This is a genomic window from Faecalimicrobium sp. JNUCC 81 (assembly GCF_053667625.1).
Window position 1 is genome coordinate 30,977 of the sequence record NZ_CM132203.1, and the last position, 20,193, is coordinate 51,169.

Annotated in this window: 20 protein-coding genes; 18 read left to right on the forward strand and 2 right to left on the reverse strand. The window is 27.3% G+C overall.

The window, feature by feature from the left end; all coding sequences use genetic code 11:
* The first annotated feature begins 20 nt into the window (after positions 1 to 20).
* The 13 genes from JNUCC81_RS00200 (at position 21) to JNUCC81_RS00260 (ending at position 13,898) form a co-directional block, all read left to right on the forward strand.
* Positions 21 to 704 carry a hypothetical protein gene (locus JNUCC81_RS00200; RefSeq protein ID WP_454094816.1) on the forward strand — a complete coding sequence of 228 codons (684 nt, stop codon included), beginning with the start codon at positions 21 to 23 and terminating at the stop codon, positions 702 to 704.
* A gap of 88 nt (positions 705 to 792) precedes the next feature.
* On the forward strand, positions 793 to 1,845 hold the full coding sequence (locus JNUCC81_RS00205) for a hypothetical protein (protein ID WP_454094817.1): 1,053 nt from the start codon (positions 793 to 795) through the stop codon (positions 1,843 to 1,845).
* A 320-nt stretch (positions 1,846 to 2,165) separates the two neighbouring features.
* Positions 2,166 to 3,299, forward strand: coding sequence for a 5-bromo-4-chloroindolyl phosphate hydrolysis family protein (locus JNUCC81_RS00210; RefSeq protein ID WP_454094818.1), 1,134 nt, complete (start codon positions 2,166 to 2,168; stop codon positions 3,297 to 3,299).
* Between the two features lie 27 nt (positions 3,300 to 3,326).
* Entirely contained in the window at positions 3,327 to 4,475 is a 1,149-nt protein-coding gene (locus JNUCC81_RS00215) for a toxic anion resistance protein (RefSeq protein WP_454094819.1), read from the forward strand.
* Positions 4,476 to 4,786: 311 nt separating this feature from the next.
* On the forward strand, positions 4,787 to 5,917 hold the full coding sequence (locus tag JNUCC81_RS00220) for an ABC transporter ATP-binding protein (protein WP_454094820.1): 1,131 nt from the start codon (positions 4,787 to 4,789) through the stop codon (positions 5,915 to 5,917).
* A 24-nt stretch (positions 5,918 to 5,941) separates the two neighbouring features.
* Positions 5,942 to 6,901, forward strand: coding sequence for an ABC transporter permease (locus tag JNUCC81_RS00225; RefSeq protein WP_454094821.1), 960 nt, complete (start codon positions 5,942 to 5,944; stop codon positions 6,899 to 6,901).
* Between the two features lie 22 nt (positions 6,902 to 6,923).
* Complete coding sequence (locus JNUCC81_RS00230) at positions 6,924 to 8,618, forward strand: extracellular solute-binding protein (RefSeq protein WP_454094822.1); 1,695 nt, start codon at positions 6,924 to 6,926, stop codon at positions 8,616 to 8,618.
* 76 nt (positions 8,619 to 8,694) lie between these two features.
* The gene (locus tag JNUCC81_RS00235; RefSeq protein WP_454094823.1) at positions 8,695 to 9,594 is read left to right on the forward strand and encodes a carbohydrate ABC transporter permease; all 900 of its coding nucleotides are present in this window, start codon (positions 8,695 to 8,697) and stop codon (positions 9,592 to 9,594) included.
* An 11-nt stretch (positions 9,595 to 9,605) separates the two neighbouring features.
* Positions 9,606 to 10,493: a metallophosphoesterase family protein gene (locus JNUCC81_RS00240; RefSeq protein ID WP_454094824.1), complete on the forward strand. Its 888-nt coding sequence runs from the start codon at positions 9,606 to 9,608 to the stop codon at positions 10,491 to 10,493.
* On the forward strand, positions 10,474 to 11,832 hold the full coding sequence (locus JNUCC81_RS00245) for an MATE family efflux transporter (RefSeq protein WP_454094825.1): 1,359 nt from the start codon (positions 10,474 to 10,476) through the stop codon (positions 11,830 to 11,832). Before JNUCC81_RS00240 ends, JNUCC81_RS00245 begins: the two co-directional genes overlap by 20 nt.
* A gap of 7 nt (positions 11,833 to 11,839) precedes the next feature.
* Positions 11,840 to 12,469 (forward strand): YesL family protein, encoded by a 630-nt coding sequence (locus JNUCC81_RS00250; protein WP_454094826.1) that lies wholly within the window; start codon positions 11,840 to 11,842, stop codon positions 12,467 to 12,469.
* Between the two features lie 63 nt (positions 12,470 to 12,532).
* Positions 12,533 to 13,003, forward strand: a complete 471-nt coding sequence (locus tag JNUCC81_RS00255) for a DUF6669 family protein (RefSeq protein ID WP_454094827.1) — start codon at positions 12,533 to 12,535, stop codon at positions 13,001 to 13,003.
* Entirely contained in the window at positions 12,996 to 13,898 is a 903-nt protein-coding gene (locus JNUCC81_RS00260) for a CehA/McbA family metallohydrolase (RefSeq protein WP_454094828.1), read from the forward strand. The genes JNUCC81_RS00255 and JNUCC81_RS00260 overlap by 8 nt, the downstream gene beginning before the upstream one ends.
* Before the next feature lie 809 nt (positions 13,899 to 14,707).
* Here JNUCC81_RS00260 and JNUCC81_RS00265 read toward each other — a convergent pair.
* Positions 14,708 to 14,992, reverse strand: a complete 285-nt coding sequence (locus tag JNUCC81_RS00265) for a hypothetical protein (protein ID WP_454094829.1) — start codon at positions 14,990 to 14,992, stop codon at positions 14,708 to 14,710.
* On the opposite strand from JNUCC81_RS00265, the gene JNUCC81_RS00270 reads away from it, so the two are divergent.
* The 5 genes from JNUCC81_RS00270 to JNUCC81_RS00290 all read left to right on the forward strand — a co-directional run bounded on the left by JNUCC81_RS00270 (position 14,991) and on the right by JNUCC81_RS00290 (position 18,940).
* The gene (locus JNUCC81_RS00270) at positions 14,991 to 15,419 is read left to right on the forward strand and encodes a M23 family metallopeptidase (protein ID WP_454094830.1); all 429 of its coding nucleotides are present in this window, start codon (positions 14,991 to 14,993) and stop codon (positions 15,417 to 15,419) included. The two genes, JNUCC81_RS00265 and JNUCC81_RS00270, sit on opposite strands and share 2 nt — an antisense overlap.
* Before the next feature lie 247 nt (positions 15,420 to 15,666).
* Complete coding sequence (locus JNUCC81_RS00275; protein WP_454094831.1) at positions 15,667 to 16,521, forward strand: AAA family ATPase; 855 nt, start codon at positions 15,667 to 15,669, stop codon at positions 16,519 to 16,521.
* Positions 16,522 to 16,760: 239 nt separating this feature from the next.
* Positions 16,761 to 17,129: a phage holin family protein gene (locus JNUCC81_RS00280; RefSeq protein WP_454094832.1), complete on the forward strand. Its 369-nt coding sequence runs from the start codon at positions 16,761 to 16,763 to the stop codon at positions 17,127 to 17,129.
* Positions 17,130 to 17,319: 190 nt separating this feature from the next.
* On the forward strand, positions 17,320 to 18,375 hold the full coding sequence (locus JNUCC81_RS00285; RefSeq protein WP_454094833.1) for an ABC transporter substrate-binding protein: 1,056 nt from the start codon (positions 17,320 to 17,322) through the stop codon (positions 18,373 to 18,375).
* Between the two features lie 157 nt (positions 18,376 to 18,532).
* Positions 18,533 to 18,940 carry a bacteriohemerythrin gene (locus JNUCC81_RS00290; protein ID WP_454094834.1) on the forward strand — a complete coding sequence of 136 codons (408 nt, stop codon included), beginning with the start codon at positions 18,533 to 18,535 and terminating at the stop codon, positions 18,938 to 18,940.
* A gap of 173 nt (positions 18,941 to 19,113) precedes the next feature.
* Here the strand turns inward: JNUCC81_RS00290 and JNUCC81_RS00295 are convergent, their stop codons facing one another.
* Positions 19,114 to 20,130: a linear amide C-N hydrolase gene (locus JNUCC81_RS00295; protein WP_454094835.1), complete on the reverse strand. Its 1,017-nt coding sequence runs from the start codon at positions 20,128 to 20,130 to the stop codon at positions 19,114 to 19,116.
* Positions 20,131 to 20,193: the final 63 nt, after the last annotated feature.

Sequence of the window (20,193 nt, forward strand, 5' to 3'; positions counted from 1 at the left end):
ATATGTAGGAGGGCTTTATTATGGAAGTAAATTTTGAATATGAAGAATATAATTATTTACCAATTGACACCATATCTGTAATAGGTAAGTTTAATGATTATGATCCTAAGAAAGGAGTCATGATTAAAGAAGACAATAAATGGACATTTAAATGTGATTTAAAAACAGGTGAGCATCTATATAAGTTTCTTATTAATGGGGAATTAAAGATTAATGACCCAAGTGCAAATATATATTTACCAGATGATAATGAAGAACTTTGGTCTATAGTTATAATTAATGAAAATAACCAGAGAATGTACAATAATACTGAGTATACAACTCATATAGAAAACTATAATATAGGTTCTTCAGTAAGTGAGCAAGAAAACATCATAAATAAAAAAGTTTTTAATATAAACTTAGATAAAAAAATAGTAGCAAGATTTCAATTTACTAATGTAACAGGCTTACATACTGTAACAACAGCATGGTATACACCTACAGGAGATTTATTCCAAGTAACTGATAATAATTTATTTATGACACCTGAGGTTAAAGAACCAATAATGTTATGGTTTTGGATAGATTTAATGGATAATACTCGTAAATATCCACTAGGAGCTTGGACAATGAAATTCTTTATAGATGGACAATTTATATTAGAAGATCAATTTAAATTATTACAAAACTCGGTATATTCACCACAGGGACAAATAAGATAGTAGTTTGTAAAGTCAACTTTATAATATATAATCGCTTATCAGTAATTATATATTATTTAGAAAATAAAAATACAGGGGAGTGAATGTTATGAAAATAACTAGTAATGTTAATTTAAATGCAAATGTTATCAACAATAGAAATGACAATAAGGGTGAGGCTAGAAAGATAGAAAACAACAATCTAACTTCAGAAGTACAAGATATCAATAAAATAGCTAATGAGGGATATAAATCTTCAATTATTAATGATATCAAAGACTCTTCAGATATTGAATCTAAAGAAAGCAACACAAGTAAGAGTTCAATAGGTGGATTTTTCAGATCAGTAGCTGATAAATTTTCTTATATAACTAGTGAGGTTTCAAAATTTGTTAAGACATCAGTTTCTGTAGGCGAAAGTGTTATTAAAAGCGTGAAGTCAGTAGCAAATACTGTTGTTGATACAGCTAATGTTGTATCAAAAAGTATAAAAGATATGTCAGATTCAGTAAGTAAAAAAATAAAAGATACTGCATCACAAATAGCTAGTAGCTTCAAGCAAGTTACAACTACTGCCGCCGATTTAAAAAAATTAGCTGAAGAGACTAAGAATTCAGCTACATCTATAATAGGTACAGGAGTAAAAACAGCTGTTTCAATAGGAGGAAATGTTAAGGAAGTAGTAGGAAAAATTTCAACATCAGTAAATGAAGTTAAGGCTGAGTGGAATAATCCAAACAATGGAATTGTAGATAAAATAGTTCAAACTGGAACAAAGATAAAGGATGGAGTAGAATCTATAAAAGAACCAATAAAAGAAGTAGGAAACACAGCTTCAACAGGATATAATGAAATTAAAAAGCATTATGAAGTTATAAAAAATAATATTAAAAGCTCATTATCTAGCATTAAAGAAGTTAAAAATACAGTTGTATCAGTTAGTAAGGATGTACTTGATACAATAAAAACAGTTGCAGGTGAAGTTATAAATACAAGCAAAATGGTATATGGCAGTATAAGTGATGCTTCAGCTAATATAAAAAATACAATTAAAGATGGATATAAAGAAGTTAATGAAATTATACAAAACGCATATAATGGTAATGAAGAATATAGGAATAATCTAGAAAATAATGCTGGTATGATACCTTCATTAGCTTAAAGAGTTTTATCATTTTATTAAATTAATATAAATAATAAAAATGTGCTTCTTTGGAGGTGTAACGGAGAACCGTATCACAAATAAGTAAGATTTTAGCCTTAGGTATTGACATAACTTGCCTAAGGCTTATTTTATAAGTAAACATATTATTATACCGGGAATATAATATGTTTATAAAAAATATGTATTATTTTCCTTTTAAGTTAGCGGTTACAATTAGCTAAATTATAAGATATAATAAACTTAAAATATTAATATAAGCATATAGTATATATCTAGAGTTATGTTAATGATAAGAAAAATAATCTGGAGGCAAGATAATGAATAAAAAGGATTTTTCTAATTTAGAAGATCAAATTATGTCTACAGTTAGCAATGCACTTAAAGCAATAGATGTTGCTAATTTAAAAAGAGATATTAACGATAAAACTGAGGATACCTTAAATCAGTTTAAATCAAAGTTTAATAGATATAGTGAAAAATATATGAGTTTAAATAAAAAAGCTAAAAATGATATATCAAAATATATTAGTAAAAGACCACCTGGAAGTATGTCAGGAATACTTTATATATTATTCGGTGTGATTGGAAGTTTAGGTTTTGGTTTTTCGGTGTTGATAGCTCTAATATTTAAGATATTATTTAGTGGTATTGATATTATAGGTAGCAATATTATTTTTGGAGTTCTATTTTTATTCTTTGTAGCAAGTTTAGGTTTATTATTAAGAGGAATAAATTTAAGAAAAAGAGTAAATCGTTTTAAAAAGTATGTAAGATTTATTAACGATAATAATTATTTGTTAATTAAAGACCTAGCAAAATTTGCTAAAGAAAAAGAGAGTTTTGTTGTTAAAGACCTAAATAAAATGATTGATTTAGGTATGTTCTTAGAAGGTCATATAGATGAAGAAAAAACTTATTTTATGTTAAATGATGAAGTTTATAATGACTATTTAAACTTAAAAAATCAACAAATAGCTAAAGAAAGTGATAATGAAAAAATAGGAAATTTAGAAAAAGATGAAATAGAATCTACAATTAAAATAGGAAGAAATTATATTGAACAAATAAAAAATATAAGAAATGAGCTTTATAAAGAAGAAATAGCTGTAAAGTTAGATAAATTAGGAAATATTTCAAACCAAATCCTTGTTCAGGTTGAAAAGAATCCTAACAAGATACAAGAAGTTAATAAATTTATAAATCATTATCTTCCTATTACTATAAAATTAATTAATTCATACAAAGATATAAATAATCAAGTAGTTCAAGGCGAGAATATAGAAACTGCTAAGATTGAAATTGAAAAGAGTATTGACCTTATTAATAGCGCTTTTGAAAATTTATTAGATGATTTATTTGAAGATGTTGTTTTAGATATTTCTACAGATATTTCTGTTCTTAAAACATTATTTAAACAAGAGGGATTAGCAGAAGATGATTTTAAAAAGTAAGTTTTAAACAAAAGGGAGGCATAAAAAATGAGTAATGAATTCAAAGATGGGTCTATTGACATAAAACCAGAATTAACTTTTCAACCATTTAGGGAGGAAGTACTTGATTTAGGAGTAAAAGAAGAAAAGAAAGAAGAAAAAATAGTTGATGAAATCCAACTTACAGAAGAAGAAAAAAAGATGGTTGATCAATTTGTAGATAAAATAGAAATAAAGGATTCAAATTCTATTTTACAATATGGCGTAGGTGCTCAAAAGAAAATTTCTGATTTTTCACAGTCAGCACTTAGTAATGTAAAAACTAAAGATTTAGGTGAAATTGGGGAAGTACTATCTAGTGTAGTTTATGAATTAAAAAACTTTGAAGACTCTGAAGAGAAAAAAGGACTTTTAGGTTTCTTTAAAAAAGGGAAAGATAAGATTTCTCAAATGAAAATAAAATATGAAAATGTAGATAACAACATCGGAAAAATGTGTAAGATTCTTGAAATGCATCAAATACAGCTTTTAAAAGATATTGCTATGCTAGATAAGATGTATGAAATAAATAAAGTATATTTTAAAGAGCTTTCTATGTATATCTTAGCTGGGAAAAAGAAACTTCAAAAATTAGAAAAGGAAGAACTTCCTAAATTACAAGAAAAAGCAAGAAATAGTGGTAATCCTCAGGATGCTCAAGAATTAAATGATTTTGTGGCTCTTTGTAATAGATTTGATAAGAAAATTCACGATTTAGAATTAACTAAAATGATTTCTTTACAAATGGCTCCTCAAATTCGTTTAATTCAAAATAATGATTCATTAATGTCTGAAAAAATACAATCTACAATTATAAATACTATTCCACTTTGGAAAAACCAAATGGTTTTAGCACTTGGAGTTGCTCACGCTGCTAATGCTGCAAAAGTTCAAAGAGAAGTAACAGATATGACAAATGAACTTTTACGTAAAAATGCAGAAATATTAAAAACTTCAACTATAGAAACTGCAAAAGAATCTGAAAGAGGAATTGTTGATATTGAAACACTTAGAGCTACTAATGAGTCATTAATTTCAACTCTTGATGAAATACTTAATATACAAACAGAAGGTCGTCAAAAACGTAGAGAAGCTGAAGCAGAATTAAGAAATATTGAAGATCAATTAAAAAATAAGCTTTTAGATTTTAAATATTAGTATATATTTAAATAATATATATAGAAGTCAAGATAATCATTAAATGAAAGTTAAAATCCTATGAAATTAGAAAATTATTCTAGTTTTATAGGATTTTTTATTTTATATACTATAAAATTAGAATTTCGAATAATTAGAACTTATCAAATAGAATTTAATACTTTCTTTACAATATATTTCCTATATTTAACAAAAATACCATAACCTTAACCTGTATTAAATATAAACTTAACATTAAGTTGTTAATATTTAATAGTAGAGAGTAGGAATTATATTAATTTTAAATAAAGAAATGATAGGGGGAGGAATATATGTCAAAGATTGAATTAAAACATTTATTTAAGGACTATGTACCAGGGATTCATTCAGTATCTGATGTTAATATGGTTATTGATGATTGTGATTTTATAGTGTTGGTTGGTCCATCAGGATGTGGAAAATCTACAACGCTAAGGATGATTGCAGGGCTTGAGGATATTACTTCAGGAGAAATATTAATAGATGGAAAAGTAATAAATAGCCTACATCCAAAAGATAGAGATATAGCTATGGTATTTCAAAACTATGCTCTTTATCCGCATATGTCAGTATATGATAATATGGCATTTGGGCTTAAGGTAAAAAAGATTACTAAGGAAGAGACTGATAAAAGGGTAAAAGAGGCTGCTGATATTTTAGGACTTAAAGAGCTTTTAGAAAGAAAGCCAAAGGAACTATCAGGGGGACAAAGACAAAGAGTAGCACTAGGACGTGCAATAGTTCGTGAAGCGAAGGTATTTTTAATGGATGAACCTTTATCTAATTTAGATGCAAGACTTAGATTTCAAACTAGAGCAGAAATTACAAAACTACATAAAAAATTAAAAACTACAATGATATATGTAACTCATGACCAGACAGAAGCTATGACTATGGCTACAAAAATTGTAGTTATGAAAGATGGATTTGTTCAACAAATTGGCACGCCAAAGGAAGTATATCTTAAACCTATAAATTACTTTGTTGCAAAATTTATGGGTTCACCATCCATGAATTTTTTAAAAATGAACTTAACAAAAGAAGGATTAAAACTTGGAAAAAGGATATTTGAGATTCCTTTAGATATAAAAGAAGAACTTGTATCTAAGGGATATATGAATGAAGATATCTTAGTTGGAATTAGACCCGAACATATTTATATGGCAGGCAAAGGAAAGCTTAAAAATAATGAATACCAATTTAATACCCAAGTTGATATTTCTGAACTTACAGGTTCTGAAACACTGCTACATTTTACCTTAGGAGAAGATTCTTTAATTACAAAATTAAATACTATGGATGACTTTAAAAGTGGTGATAATATTTCATTAGTATTTGATTTTGATAAAATTCACTTCTTTGATGTAAATACACAAATAAGAATAGATTTAGAAATAGAAGAGTTTTTCTTTAAAGAAGCTTAAAACTATTAAAAAGGGGGGATAAAAATGGAACATTCTATTTATATCGAGGATATAGAAAAATATTATAATCCAGTAAAATCAAAAACTTGGGAATCAATAAAACAACATAAAGTATTTTACATTATGTTAGCACCATGTCTATTATTTTTCTTAGTTTTTTCATACCTACCAATGTCTGGGATGATATTAGCATTTAAGGAATATGGATTTAATACTGGAATATTTGGTGGAGATTTTGTTGGTCTTAAGTATTTTACACAGTTCTTTGAAGATCCAAGGAGTTTACTTTATATAAAAAATACTTTAATAATAAGTTGTTTAAAGCTATTTGTATATTTACCATTTCCAATATTTTTAGCACTTATGTTTAATGAAATAAAAAATAAGAAGGTAAGAGGTCTTTGTCAAAGTATTTCATATCTTCCATACTTTTTATCCTGGGTAGTAGTTGTAGGGCTTACACAAAGAATGCTTGCTCCAAATACAGGTCTTTTAAATCAAGCAATAGCATCTATGGGAGGAGACGGAAGTAGATTTTTCTTAATGGAAGAAGGTACATTTTTTCCGATAGTATTTTTAAGTTATATGTGGAAAAACATTGGTTGGGATTCAATAATATATTTCTCTGCAATAGTTGCAATATCACCATCTTTGTATGAAGCAGCAGCAATTGATGGTGCTAATAGATTTAAGCAAATACTAAATATTACAATACCAGGAATTAGTTCTACAATAATAATTTTATTTATATTATCCCTTGGTGGAATACTTGCAGCAGGTTTTGACCAAGTATATTTACTTCAAACGCCTGGAAATGCTAATTTAGCTGAAACAATTGATACATATATAGTAAGAACTGGACTTTTAGGAGGTCAATTTGGATATGCAACAGCCATTGGTCTTATGCAAGGTGTAGTAGGGTTAATATTAACAATCATAGTAAATAAAATTTCAAGTAAAAAATTTGGTACTTCACTTTGGTAGAGTAAATAATTAGGGGGACAATATGAAATTTAAAAATATAGCAAAAGTTATGACAGTAGTAATGCTTTTTACTTCAATGTTAACAGGATGTAGTCAAACTAAAAGTGATTCAGGAGATAAGCCAGAAGATGCACCAGATACATGGATAGCAGATAGAACTATAACAGGACTTATTTTTCAATCAGCAAGTGATGCATCAGTTGAAATGAATCCAGAAATTCAAAAATACATAAAAGAAAAAACTGGTATAACATTAGAGCTTCAAGGAATAACAGCAGAGGATTCTCAAGGAGCATTAGCATCAGGTCTTGCAGCAGGAAATTTACCAGACTTTATAGCATTTTATTTAAATAACAGTGGTCGTCCGGAAATGCCAATGTTACTTAAAGCTTCAAATGAAGGACAATTTACAGATCTAAAACCATTTATGGAGGACTCTAAAGTTTACTCTAAGTACTTAGATAAAGACTATCTTCCACAAGATACTAGAGATAACATAATGTTTAGAGATGATTGGAATGGAGCATCTTACTTAGTTCATATGGCAATTGATAGAAATCCAGGACAAGTTACTAAAAAATATGTAGGTGGAACTTATATTAAAAAATCAATAGCTGATGAGTTAGGTATAGACCCTCTTACGATAGATACAAGTGAAGAAATTTACGAAGTAGCTAATAAAATAAAAGAAGGAAATTTTGTTGATGATAATGGAGCACCTGTTACTGCAATAGGACCAACTGCTTGGGGTGGAAGTGAAAGAGACTATTTATATAATGACATTGTATGGAGTGGAGACTCTTCTGAAAAATTCTTTAAAGGTGAAGATGGAGAAATTAAACATGAATCTCAAACTGATTATGGTTTAAAAAGAGTTGAATATGTTCAAAAGCTTTTAAAAGAAGGGTTAATGCATCCAGAGTTTTATACTATAAATGAAACTAGAGCAAAAGAAGGTATAGTTAATGGTTCATTTGGTATAGTTTCAGATATGCATAACTATTTACCAGAAAATAATGATATGAGATATGTTCCTCTAGGCCCTGTAAATAGAGTTGATGGGACTAATAATAAAATAATGGAATATAAATCAGGAAGTGCTGGATGGGCTATACCATCAACTACTAAAAATCCAGAAGAAGTATTTAAATTTGCTGATTGGTTAGCATCAAGAGAAGGTAAACTTCTTTATTTCTACGGACTTGAAGGAAGAGATTATGATTTAGATGTAAATGGAAATCCAGTTGTGAAAAAAGAAGTATTAGAACTTAAAGAAAAAAATCCAGAAGAAGCTAAAAAACTTGGATTTAGAGGTGTTGGATCTTATTGGGGAGAACATTTAGGATTTACTGATCTTGATAACAATGCAGACTTTGGTGAAGCAGAATGGGGAGCATCAGTATCTAAGGAAGATTCATCATCAGCAACAAAAATAATTGAAATGTATAAGCTTGATCAAAGAATTAAAGAAGCAACTATAGTAGATGGTATGACTCCAAAAGCATTCTTGTATGAGTTTGATAAAGGAGAAGGGAAACTTGATTCCGCTTTAACTAGATACAATGAAGATATGCAAAGGGCTTACTATGCAAAAACAATTGATGAAGCTAAAAAGATATTAGATGAAAGTAAAAATAACTTAGAAAAAAATGGACTTAATGAGTTTTGTGACTTCTTAGAGAAAAAAGAAAGTAAAGGAATAACTATAAGATACTAAAATATTTTCTTAAACTTAAAGGGGCGTCTCAAGATTATTTTGAGATAGCTCCACTAACATATTAAGGAGAATTTAAATGAGTAAAAGTATGGAAAGCTCAAAATTATCTAGAACTATTAACTTAATTTTAATTATAACTTTATGCTTAACTATAATAATTCCATTTATGCATATACTTGCGTTATCTTTCAATAGTGGAGTTGATGCTCAAAGAGGTGGAGTAACACTTTTTCCAAGATTCTTTAGTATTGATAACTATTTAGAAGTATTTAAACAAGATAATTTACTAAATGGTTTATTTATATCAATATTTAGAACTGTAATAGGAACTATACTTGGAGTAAGTTTAATGTCAATGGCAGCATATGCCCTTACTATTAAAACACTTCCAGGGAGAAGATTTATTTCTTTTTTTATATTTTTTACAATGCTATTTAGTGGAGGGACAATACCTTACTACTTAGTTTTAAATAAATTAGGATTAACAGAAACTATATGGGTTTATATTCTTCCGACTTTATACAGCGTAACTAATATACTCTTACTTAGAACTTCATTTAATCAACTTCCAGGTAGTGTTATAGAAGCTGCTAGAATAGATGGTTATGGTGAGTTTAGTATATTTTATAAAATTGTAGTTCCTATGAGTAAGCCAGTACTAGCAACTATTACACTTTTTACAGCAGTAGGCCATTGGAATGATTGGTATGCAGGAACTTTCTATGTAAGAAGTGAAAAATTAAAGCCACTAGCAACATTACTTCAGGAAATGCTTACAAGACAAAATGCACTTTCAGATATATTACTTAAATCATCTGGAAGTCAAGCTTATGAGATGTTAGATAAAGTAACAATAACTGGCGAAAGTTTGCAAATGGCAACTATTATGATAGTAATTCTACCAATAGTTGTAATGTATCCATTTATCCAAAAATATTTTGTTCAAGGTATAACAGTCGGTTCAATTAAAGAATAGGGGGGATTAAGATGAAATTAAAATATAGAAATGATAATACTTTTAGAATTATACAAATGACAGATTTACATATAGGTTCTCTTCCTCACCATGAAGATGACTATAAAACATTTCATTTAATAGATAAAGCAATAGAAAAATTAGACGCAGATTTAGTTGTTATTACAGGTGATTTGATTTGGACTGAAGGAGTAAAAAATACAGATAAAATATTTACAGAGCTTATGGAAATATTTAATAAACATTCTATACCAGTAGCAATAGCTTATGGAAATCATGATTCAGAGATGGGTATTACTAGAGATGATTTAAGAAACATGGAAAAGAAAATAGAAAACTTAGTAGAAAAACAAAATGTATATATAGTTGATAAAAGAGAATGTTACAGCGTAGAAATATATGATAAGAGTGAAGAAAATATAGAAAATGTATTATACATATTTGACTCAGGAGAAGCTAGTAGATATCCTGTTGGAATTTATGATTGGATACTACATGAGCAAGTTGATTGGTTTAGAGAAGTATCTAAAAAATATAAAAGAGATTTAGGAAAAAGAGATATGGTATTTATGCATATACCATTACCTGAATACTGGGAAGCTGCAAAAAATATAATTTCAGGTAAGTGTCTAGAAACGAATGATATGATTTCAGCACCTTATATTAATACAGGATTATTTTCACATCTTTATATAAATGGTCAAATTGATGCAGTTTTTTGTGGTCATGATCATGATAATAACTTTGTAGGTATGCATCATGGTATAAAACTATGTTATGGAAATATTACAGGATATCAATGTTATGGAGACTTAGAAAGAGGAGTTAGAATTATAGAGCTAAACAACAATAAGGAATACAAAATGGAGACTAAGACTATTGAAGACTCTAACATTTAATAAAGGTGAAAGTAAAGAATATATTTTAGCTTTTTTTCCAATCTTTATACCAATACTAATAGAACAGTTGTTTCAAACATTAATAGGAAATGTAGATATATTACTTTTAAGTAGGTACTCAGATGATGCAGTTGCAGCAGTTGGAATTGCAAATCAAATAATAGTAATAGGAGCGATGATTTTAAGTGTAGTTTCAATAGGAACGTTAATACTTCTTTCTCAATTGTATGGAGCATCAAATAAAGATAAAACTAAATTAGTAATTAAAAACTCAATATATTTGAACTTAGCTATATCATTTGTACTATTTATATATTTAAATGTATTTGGAGAAAAGTTTTTAGAATTAATTCAAACACCAGAGAATTTAAGTGAATATGCAAACACATATCTTAAAATAGTTGGATTTAGTTTGATATTTCAAAGTATAATGACTAGCTTTGCTACAGTTTTTAGAAGCTTTACTTATGTAAAACACATAATGAATATATCAATAATAGTAAATATATTAAATATTATAGGTAGTGGATTAGTTATTTTGACACCTATTACTATACTTGGAAAAGGAATAGAAGGAGTAGCAAATGCAACTTTAATTTCTAGATGTATAGGTGCAGGTATATACGTATATCTATTTGCTAAAATTTTTGAAGATTACTTTATAGATATATTAAAAGTAAAAATTGATTTTTCAAGTATTAAATCAATTTTTAAACTAGGTCTTCCATCTGGTATGGAAAGTATATCATACAATGTATCTCAAGCACTATTAACTGCTATAATAGCTGGATTTGGAAGTGCAGTAGTAACTTCAAAAATATATACACAAACTATGACATCTTATGTATTTATGATATCCTCGGCAATATCATTAGCCATACAAGTTATAATTGGAAGATTAATAGGTGGCGGATTAAAAGAAGAAGCATCAAAGTATGGATTTGATGTACTTTATAAAGGTGTAAGTGGAGTATTTTTAATAAGCTTAATATTAGCATTATTATCTAAAAATATAGTAGGAATTTTTACAGATAATGAAAGCATAATGGCTTTAGTAATAAATCTAGTATTTTTAAGTGTACTTTTAGAACCAGCAAGAGCGGCAAATTGTATTTTAATAGCACAGTTAAACTCAGCAGGTGATGTTAAGTTCCCTGTTATAGTTGGAATAGTAGTAACTTATATTATAACAGTTCCTATGAGTTATATTGTAGGTATAAAACTAGGGTATGGAATAGTCGGAATTTGGTTTGTTTCAATTGTAGATGAGTGGATAAGAGCTACAATATTTTATTTTAGGTGGAAAAAGGGAAGTTGGAAAAATATCGATATTATTTAGGAGGAGTATGAAAAATTTACAAGAGATTTTAAATAGTTTATTTAATTGGATATATAGATTAATGATAGCAAATTTTTTATGGGTATTTTTTAGTCTATATGGATTCATATTAGGTGGAGTATTTCCGTCAACTAGTGCACTTTTTGCAATTTGTAGAAAGTGGATAAAAGGTGAAGAGTTTAATATTTATAAGACTTTTAAGCATTACTATGAAAAAGATTATAAAAATTCAAATATATTAGGTTATACAATGCTATGTATAATAGTTATATTAATGCTAGATTACATGTATTTTTCAGCAGGAAATACAATGTTTGATTTATACATGTCATACTTGTTTATATTTTTATTTATATTTATGATTATTTCTTTTACTGTTATGTACTCAATTTATAATAACTATGAACTTAGTTTAAAAGATAATTTGAAGTTTATACTTATTTATCCATTTTCTAATTTAATAATATCAATGATATTAGCAGTTTTATTATTTATAGTAATGTACTTTATTTATGTTTACATACCACCATTTAGTATGTTCCTTGGAATAAGTCTTCCTATATTAGTGACTGTATATATTACAAATATAAGCTTTAATAGTATTACTAAAAAGCAAATAAGTCTTAGTTACCAATAAAATTTAATGAATAGATGTCTTAAAATATATTTTTAGGCACCTATCTTTAAGGGAGAGATAAAATTGAAGGAAATATATTCGCTAGAAGGAACAATAAATAGAAATTTTACAGGGCAAATTTCATATATAGTATGTTTAGATGAAAAAGTGGATTGTATAAATATAGACTTTTCTTTTGACAAGCAAAGAGTAAATGAAATAACTGATGATATAAGAAAAGATATAGTAGAAGCTATTTTAATAGATTATAATAAAGAGCCAAATGAAGAAGAAATACTAGATGCTAGTAAACATATGAAAACTGAAATACATATATCGGCTTTTTTAAATGATAAATTTATAGGAGGAATCCATAGACAAATGGAAAAAAGAAACCTTTATATTTCTAAAGATGAAGCTACTTTAGGTGGAATTTGTAATGATAATATAGAGGGAGTTTTAAAGATAAATATTATGGTATTTAATGTAATTTATGATAATACAAATTATAAATTAATAGTAAGTAGTGGTATGAAGGGGGATAAAAATGTTTAAAAGATTTGAGCTTCACAATCATACAAATGAGTCAGATGGTAGTTTATCTGTTAATGAACTTATAAATCATATGATAGATTATAATGTAGATGTAGTAGCAATTACAGACCATAATACAACTTCTGCACATGAAAAATGTAAACAAATACTTAAAAACTCAAATCTTTCTATTGAAGCTATATATGGTGTTGAGCTTACTACTTACTACGGTCATATATTATGTTTGAATTTATCTGAGTATGTTAATTGGGAAGATATAAATTATCATAAGCCTGAGATTTTATTTGAAAAAATAAGAAAGATTGGTGGATTAGTTGGTATAGCACATCCATTTTCAAAAGGAGCACCATTTTCAAAAGGATGTAAATGGGAGATGGATATAAGTGATTATTCTTATGTTGATTTTATAGAAATATTTAATAACCCAGAGCCTACTTTAATTAATGAAAAAGCATTAAATCTATGGGAAGAATTAGTTATAAATGGAGAAAAATTAGCTATGACTACTGGAATGGACTTACATGGAAAGGGTAGTTTAGATAAGGGATTTTATACATATGTTAAAGTTGATGAAAATGAAGCTGTTGATAAGGTATTAGAGAAAGCTATTAAAAATTGTAAGACTTTTATAAGTAAGATAGATGTGTTTGAAGGATATATAGATGATGGATTAAGATTTAGATTTTATCCTATTAGTAAAGATTATAATAAAGATAATTTAGTTATAAGTGTTACTTCTAAGAATTTTAGTTTATGTGAAAATTATGATAAAGATATGGTTATTGATTTAAGTGATAAAAATATTGAATGTGGTGATGCTATTGTAGTTAAGGTTTATGAGGATAAAGTTGGTATAGAAAATTTATTAGCTATTTCTCCTATAATTTATTATTAGGTATTAAAATGCTGTGTTTTATATAGATTATAAGACATAGCATTTTTTTATTACAAGGAAATTATAATATCTAAAGATGCTATTGATATTTCTAAGAAAATTCTCAAAAATTTTTGCAGGAGAGCTATAATATATTAGATGAACCAAGAGGAGTTAAAAGAAAATGGCCTATTGCAGGTAGCTATATAGGTATAAGTTTAATATTACTCGGATAAATTTCTTATTTAGTTAAATTTCATAATATATCAAGCAATATTCTTATTTTAGGCTCCAATTTCTCAATATTAAGTTATTTAAGTAAAAAACGTGATAAATAATATGATTTGATATCTGCGGAATAAGATACCGAGAACCGTATCATAAATAAGGGATCTAGGTTTTAAGAGGTAGATAGTTAGTTTAACTATTTACCTTCTTTAAGTATAAGAGGATTGTATTGATTGGAAATTTGTAGAAGACACGTTTGTCATAGAGATATAAATAAGTATAAATAAAATATTCTTGGTATAAATATTTAGAAAAGCTTAAGATTTATACCAAGAATATCTTAAGCTTTTGATATTATAATTTTATGTATAAATATGAAAAGTTTGAAATTATATCAACTAAATTTCAGCTATAAATAAGGCTTTGTTATGCCAAAATCAGAAAGACTCAGAGAAGGCGAGATTAAGGTTTATAAATAATGGTGATAAAAATTCATATTATATGAGGAGAATAACTATGAAAAAGTATCTTTTTAGATTATTATGTGCAATTATCATCACTTGTATAGTATGTGTTTATTGCGTTGGTGGGCAAATTGGAGCTTATGCATGGAATATTGCAGTTTTTATTTTTGCTCCAGTTGCTATATTTCTAATACTAGTACAAACAATTATTCTTATTGTAACACTATGTAGAGGAAAGAAAGTGACATGGAATATTGCATTTATTGCTATTTCAATTGTGTTTGCATTACCAGTAACAGTTTTACTTGGTGTTTCACCTGTTACATACCCAACAAATGCAACCACTGATGATAGTATTACAGTTACAATGCCGATTGAAAATGCGGTAATTCTTGGCGGTAATAAGTATAAGACACATGCCATGTGGCCGTCTGAATGTTATGCTTACGATATATTGAAAGAACCTTATAACGTAGAAAGTTCAAATCTACATGATTATGGGATTTTTGGTGAAAACATTATTTCTCCAGTTAAAGGAAGAGTGATTGGAATTGAGAACAGTGAGCCAGATATTATTCCTAATACTGATGAATTTGCAAGTTCACTTGGTAACTACATTTTTATTGAAATTGATGAAACAAATACGTATCTTATATTAGCTCACTTAATGCAAGATAGTATAGAAGTGTCGGTTGGAGAACATATAGAGGTAGGAGAAGTTATTGGTAAAGTAGGTAACTCTGGTACGACTTCAGAGCCACACTTGCATATTCAGCATCAACGAAATAACCCATTAGAAATGAAATTTCCAGTTTGTGCAGAGGGATTGCCTATTACTTTTAAGAAATAAATGAAGTGATATATTTTATAAACAAAATGAGGGTCATAATCTTCAGTTAAACAAATAGTTACTCTTATAATTGAGATAGCACAGCATTCGGATGAGGTGCTATTTTTTTATACTATATCAATAATATTGTCTAACAGAGTGTATTTTAAAAGCATTATTAAAAACACACTCCGTAGAGTAAGGTACGGAGAATCTTATCATAAGTAAAGGATACAGTTTTCATATTTAATTTGAAAGGAGAATAAAAATGATATATTTGAATACTTTTATATTTCCAGATGAAAATATAGAATTTGATTTTATAATAGAAGAAAAAAGAACTTGCTATGACTCATTTTACCCATTCAAAATATTATCAAAAAATAGATTTGAAAGAATTGACTTTGAGCCGATTACTATTTTATATGGGGGTAATGGATCAGGAAAGTCAACAGCATTAAATGTAATAGCAGAAAAAACTGGTGTAAATAGAGATTCCATTTACAATAAATCTAATTTTTACTCGGACTATGTTAATTTATGCAAAATGTATATTGAAGATGAAATCCCTGAAAATAGTAGAATCATAACAAGCGATGATGTATTTGACTATATGTTAAATGTTCGCAATATCAACCAAGGAATTGATCAAAAGAGAGAAGAACTTTTTAAAGAGTATTTAGATAATAAAGGCTCTAGTTTTCAAATGAATTTTCTAGAAGATTATAATGAATTAAAAAGAGTAAATAATATTAGAAGAAAAACTCAATCTAAGTTTATACGTGAAAACTTAATGAATAATGTAAGAGAATATTCTAATGGAGAAAATGCATTTCGATATTTTATTGAAAAAATAGGTGAAAATGGATTATATATATTAGATGAACCTGAAAATAGCCTTTCTCCAAAACGTCAGGTAGAGTTAGTTAAATTTATTGAAGATGCCGCCCGTTTTTTTGGATGTCAATTTATTATATCAACACACTCTCCATTTATGCTTGCGATGAGAGGTTCTAAAATATATGATCTTGATGAAAGTCCAGTTTGTATTAAAAAATGGACAGAATTAGAAAATGTACGTACATATTATGAGTTCTTTAAAGAATATGAAGATGAATTTTAATATATAGAATTATATCATTTGGAGGTATAATGGAAGAATGTATCAAAAGTAAAGTGTGTGATTTTTTAATATATAAATAAAATATTATATAATATATATAAATACTTCTTATTATATTTTTAAAGTTATACAAAAAATCTTAATTTTAAGTTTTTTCTAAAATTAGGGAATATTATTTAATATATTGACCAATATATAACTATAAATTAAAAAATAGTGTTTTTTAAGGAGTGTTTTCTATGGGATATGATAATGATAAAAAAAGAGATAACGATGGTAGCTTTTTAAGATGGATAGGAAGATTTATATTAATTGCAATTATTTTAATGATAACATCATTTTTAACTCCAGGATTTAAAATCAATGGAATGTGGTCATATTTAATAGCTGCTGTTGTAATATCAGGATTAGATTACTTAGTAGAGGCATTTATGGGTGTTGATGCATCTCCTTTTGGTAAGGGAATAAAAGGATTTATCATTGCAGCGATAATAATATATGTAGCACAATTTTTAGTTCCTAATATGGGAGTATCTATTATGGGAGCAATATTAGCAGCTCTAGTTATTGGAATTTTAGATGCAATATTTCCTGCGAGAGCTATGTAAATTTAAATATTTTATATATAATCAAAAGAAGCATAATATTCGCTTAGCTAAGTGAGAATTATGCTTCTTTTAATTATATTAATATAAATAAGTTTTTATAAAATATTTAGAAGCTATAAGTAAAAGTAGATTGACCAATGATAGTTTGGGGTATTAGAATATTCGTATAATACATGGAAGGAATTATAATATGAAAAAATTATTTAAATTATTGAGTTTATCGATTTTTATGGTAGTAATGGGGATATTTTTTGTAGGATGTAGTAAAAATTCTTCTGAAGAAATAAGCTTTTTTAACTATGGAGAAAATATAGATGAAGAAACTATAAAAGAATTTGAGAAAGAATATGGTATAAAAGTTAATGTTGAAACTTTTGATGATATGGAAACAATGTATCAAAAGGTTAATGGTGGAGGGGTAAAATACGATGTTATTTTAGTATCTGATGCTTTAATGACAAGAATGATTAAAAAAAATCTTGTTCAAGAACTAAATAAAGACAATATACCTAACATATCTCAAATGGATGAAGATTACTTAAATTTAGGAATAGACCCAGGGAATAAGTATTCAGTTCCCTATATGTTTGGAACAGTAGGACTTGTGTATAATAAGGATGTAGTAAAAGAAAAAGTTGATAGCTGGGATATATTATGGAATGAAAAGTATAAAAATAAAATTTTTATGTTTGATACATATAGAGATACAATGGGAGCGGCTTTAAAAAAACTTGGGTATTCTTTAAATACAACAGATCCTAAAGAGATTGAAGAGGCTAAAGAATTATTATTAAGCCAAAGAAAATTAGTAAATCCACTATATGGTGTTGATAATGGAACTACAATGATTCCAGCAGGTGAATCTGATATAAATATGATATGGTCTGGAGAAGGATTAAATCTTCAAGAAGAAAATCCTAATTTAGTTTATGTAGTACCTAAGGAAGGTGCAAACTTCTGGATTGATAGCTTATGCATACCTCATAATGCTAAAAATGTTGAAGGAGCTGAAAAGTTTATAAACTTTGTGAGTGATAAGAAAAGTGCATTAAGAATAGCTGATGAAATAGGATACACAACTCCAAATAAAGAAGCAAGACTACAACAACCAGAGGAAGTTAGAAATAATCCTAATGCGTATATGCCTAAAGAAATAATGGATAGATGCGAAATTTATTCTGATTTTCCTAAGGATGTTAAAAAGCTATATGATGATGCATGGATAAATATAAAATCAAGTAAGTAAAAAATAAGGGAAGGATAATAAAATATCCTTTCTTTATTTTTTATAAATTTTAAGAAATGTGTATGAATTTTGTTAGAAAATTGACTTTATTATCGTATAGTGCTATAATTTCTGTTAATATTTACCAAAATACAACGATAGATTGTGGGGGACAAAAATGGCATACAAATGGTCTGATGATTTACTAACAGGCAACATGCAAATTGATACAGAACATAAAGAACTAATAAAAGCAATTAATGATTTATTAGAAGCTTGTAGTAAGGGAAAGGGTAGAGCTGAATTAGAAAAGACAGTAAACTTTTTATCTTCTTATACAAAAACGCATTTTTCGCGTGAAGAAGTTTTACAAATGAAATATAAATACCCTGATTATAATAATCATAAAAAATATCATCAACACTTTATAGATACAGTTGAAAATATACAAAAAAAACTTTTATCAGATGGTCCAAGTATCGTTTTAGTTGGTGAGATTAATAGTAAAGTTGCCAATTGGATAATTAGTCATATAAAAAGAGAAGATGTTAAGGTAGCAGCGCATATAAGAAATAATTCTAAATAATTAATAAAAATAAATAGCATGTAAATATAAATAATTCTTAGGTAAGAATTTTAAAAATAAAAGCATAGACAGAATCTATGTTTTTATTTGTCTTTAATTTAAATGGAATTTGGTTATAAAAGTACTAGATACTTTGCAGAATATCTAGTACTTTTTATCTATTACTATCCTTATTAGTTTAAATATGAGATATCCTGTTCTTGAGGTAAATCAAAGAGCTTTATATCTTCATTGAGCTTTTCAAGATTTAAGTTTATTGAGCTAATTCTTCTATTAGTAGAGAAGCAACAGTAATAAGTTAAACTTTCTGAACACATTGCACTCATACAAAGTGTTTTCTCGTAATAATTTCCTTTATAATCTCCCTCAGGTATTTTTACTACTTTTACACCTTCTGGAATATCGACTGAGGAAAAATTGTGAAACATTTTTGTTATGCCATCAATTTCATTTTTTGCTTTAACAGTAAATTCTTTGAGTAAAGTAACCCTAACAAAACGTGAAACAGAAGAATAGTCTCCCGGCAATCTTAAACCAGTTATTCCAGACTCAAAAGCTTGGAAATTAACAATATTTTGAGGGATACTGGCTTCATTAGTTAAACCTATATAATTTGTAATGTTTTGTTTATGCCAAAGGTAACTAGGGCTATTTGTTAAGACACCAATTGTTTGTCTATGAATACTTAGACCATTTTCATCTGGTTCAATAATAATAGTTTCACCACTTCTATCTGAGAAAATATAATGAACTGGTATTTCCTTGCCAAATACAGGCTCACTTATTAGATTTACTTTTTTTACTTGATTAACAACTTCTTCTACAGTTGAACATTTACCCAGAAGATAAGTTACTAAAAACCCAGGGTTAATATTGATTAGATTATCCTCAAATTTATCATTATATTTTGCAAAATCAGGATAATGTAATAGAGCACCCATAAGGCCATTTTCATTTATACCATCAACTAAAATAGGTGTTTTTAAACCAAGAATACTCATTCCAACACAAGTATATTTTGTTTTAGATATATTTTTATTATCAATACAATTGTCTAGGTTAATTATATAATCTTTAGGAATTACAACAATTTTATTCCCGTCTAAATTTCCAAATTGATCGTATGTCCTTCCTAATAAATGTTTATTATCTTTTGTTTCCCACGAAAAACTACTACATGCAAATTTCATTATTATTTTCCTTTCTTAGCTTAAATAGTTTTATATATTTAATATGCAGATATATTTCTTAGT

Coding starts and splice junctions, on each gene's coding strand:
- JNUCC81_RS00200 (WP_454094816.1), top strand. CDS start 21: ATGGAAGTAAATTTTGAATATGAAGAATATAATTATTTACCAATTGAC.
- JNUCC81_RS00205 (WP_454094817.1), top strand. CDS start 793: ATGAAAATAACTAGTAATGTTAATTTAAATGCAAATGTTATCAACAAT.
- JNUCC81_RS00210 (WP_454094818.1), top strand. CDS start 2,166: ATGAATAAAAAGGATTTTTCTAATTTAGAAGATCAAATTATGTCTACA.
- JNUCC81_RS00215 (WP_454094819.1), top strand. CDS start 3,327: ATGAGTAATGAATTCAAAGATGGGTCTATTGACATAAAACCAGAATTA.
- JNUCC81_RS00220 (WP_454094820.1), top strand. CDS start 4,787: ATGTCAAAGATTGAATTAAAACATTTATTTAAGGACTATGTACCAGGG.
- JNUCC81_RS00225 (WP_454094821.1), top strand. CDS start 5,942: ATGGAACATTCTATTTATATCGAGGATATAGAAAAATATTATAATCCA.
- JNUCC81_RS00230 (WP_454094822.1), top strand. CDS start 6,924: ATGAAATTTAAAAATATAGCAAAAGTTATGACAGTAGTAATGCTTTTT.
- JNUCC81_RS00235 (WP_454094823.1), top strand. CDS start 8,695: ATGAGTAAAAGTATGGAAAGCTCAAAATTATCTAGAACTATTAACTTA.
- JNUCC81_RS00240 (WP_454094824.1), top strand. CDS start 9,606: ATGAAATTAAAATATAGAAATGATAATACTTTTAGAATTATACAAATG.
- JNUCC81_RS00250 (WP_454094826.1), top strand. CDS start 11,840: ATGAAAAATTTACAAGAGATTTTAAATAGTTTATTTAATTGGATATAT.
- JNUCC81_RS00260 (WP_454094828.1), top strand. CDS start 12,996: ATGTTTAAAAGATTTGAGCTTCACAATCATACAAATGAGTCAGATGGT.
- JNUCC81_RS00270 (WP_454094830.1), top strand. CDS start 14,991: ATGTGGCCGTCTGAATGTTATGCTTACGATATATTGAAAGAACCTTAT.
- JNUCC81_RS00265 (WP_454094829.1), bottom strand. CDS start 14,992: ATGGCATGTGTCTTATACTTATTACCGCCAAGAATTACCGCATTTTCA.
- JNUCC81_RS00275 (WP_454094831.1), top strand. CDS start 15,667: ATGATATATTTGAATACTTTTATATTTCCAGATGAAAATATAGAATTT.
- JNUCC81_RS00280 (WP_454094832.1), top strand. CDS start 16,761: ATGGGATATGATAATGATAAAAAAAGAGATAACGATGGTAGCTTTTTA.
- JNUCC81_RS00285 (WP_454094833.1), top strand. CDS start 17,320: ATGAAAAAATTATTTAAATTATTGAGTTTATCGATTTTTATGGTAGTA.
- JNUCC81_RS00290 (WP_454094834.1), top strand. CDS start 18,533: ATGGCATACAAATGGTCTGATGATTTACTAACAGGCAACATGCAAATT.
- JNUCC81_RS00295 (WP_454094835.1), bottom strand. CDS start 20,130: ATGAAATTTGCATGTAGTAGTTTTTCGTGGGAAACAAAAGATAATAAA.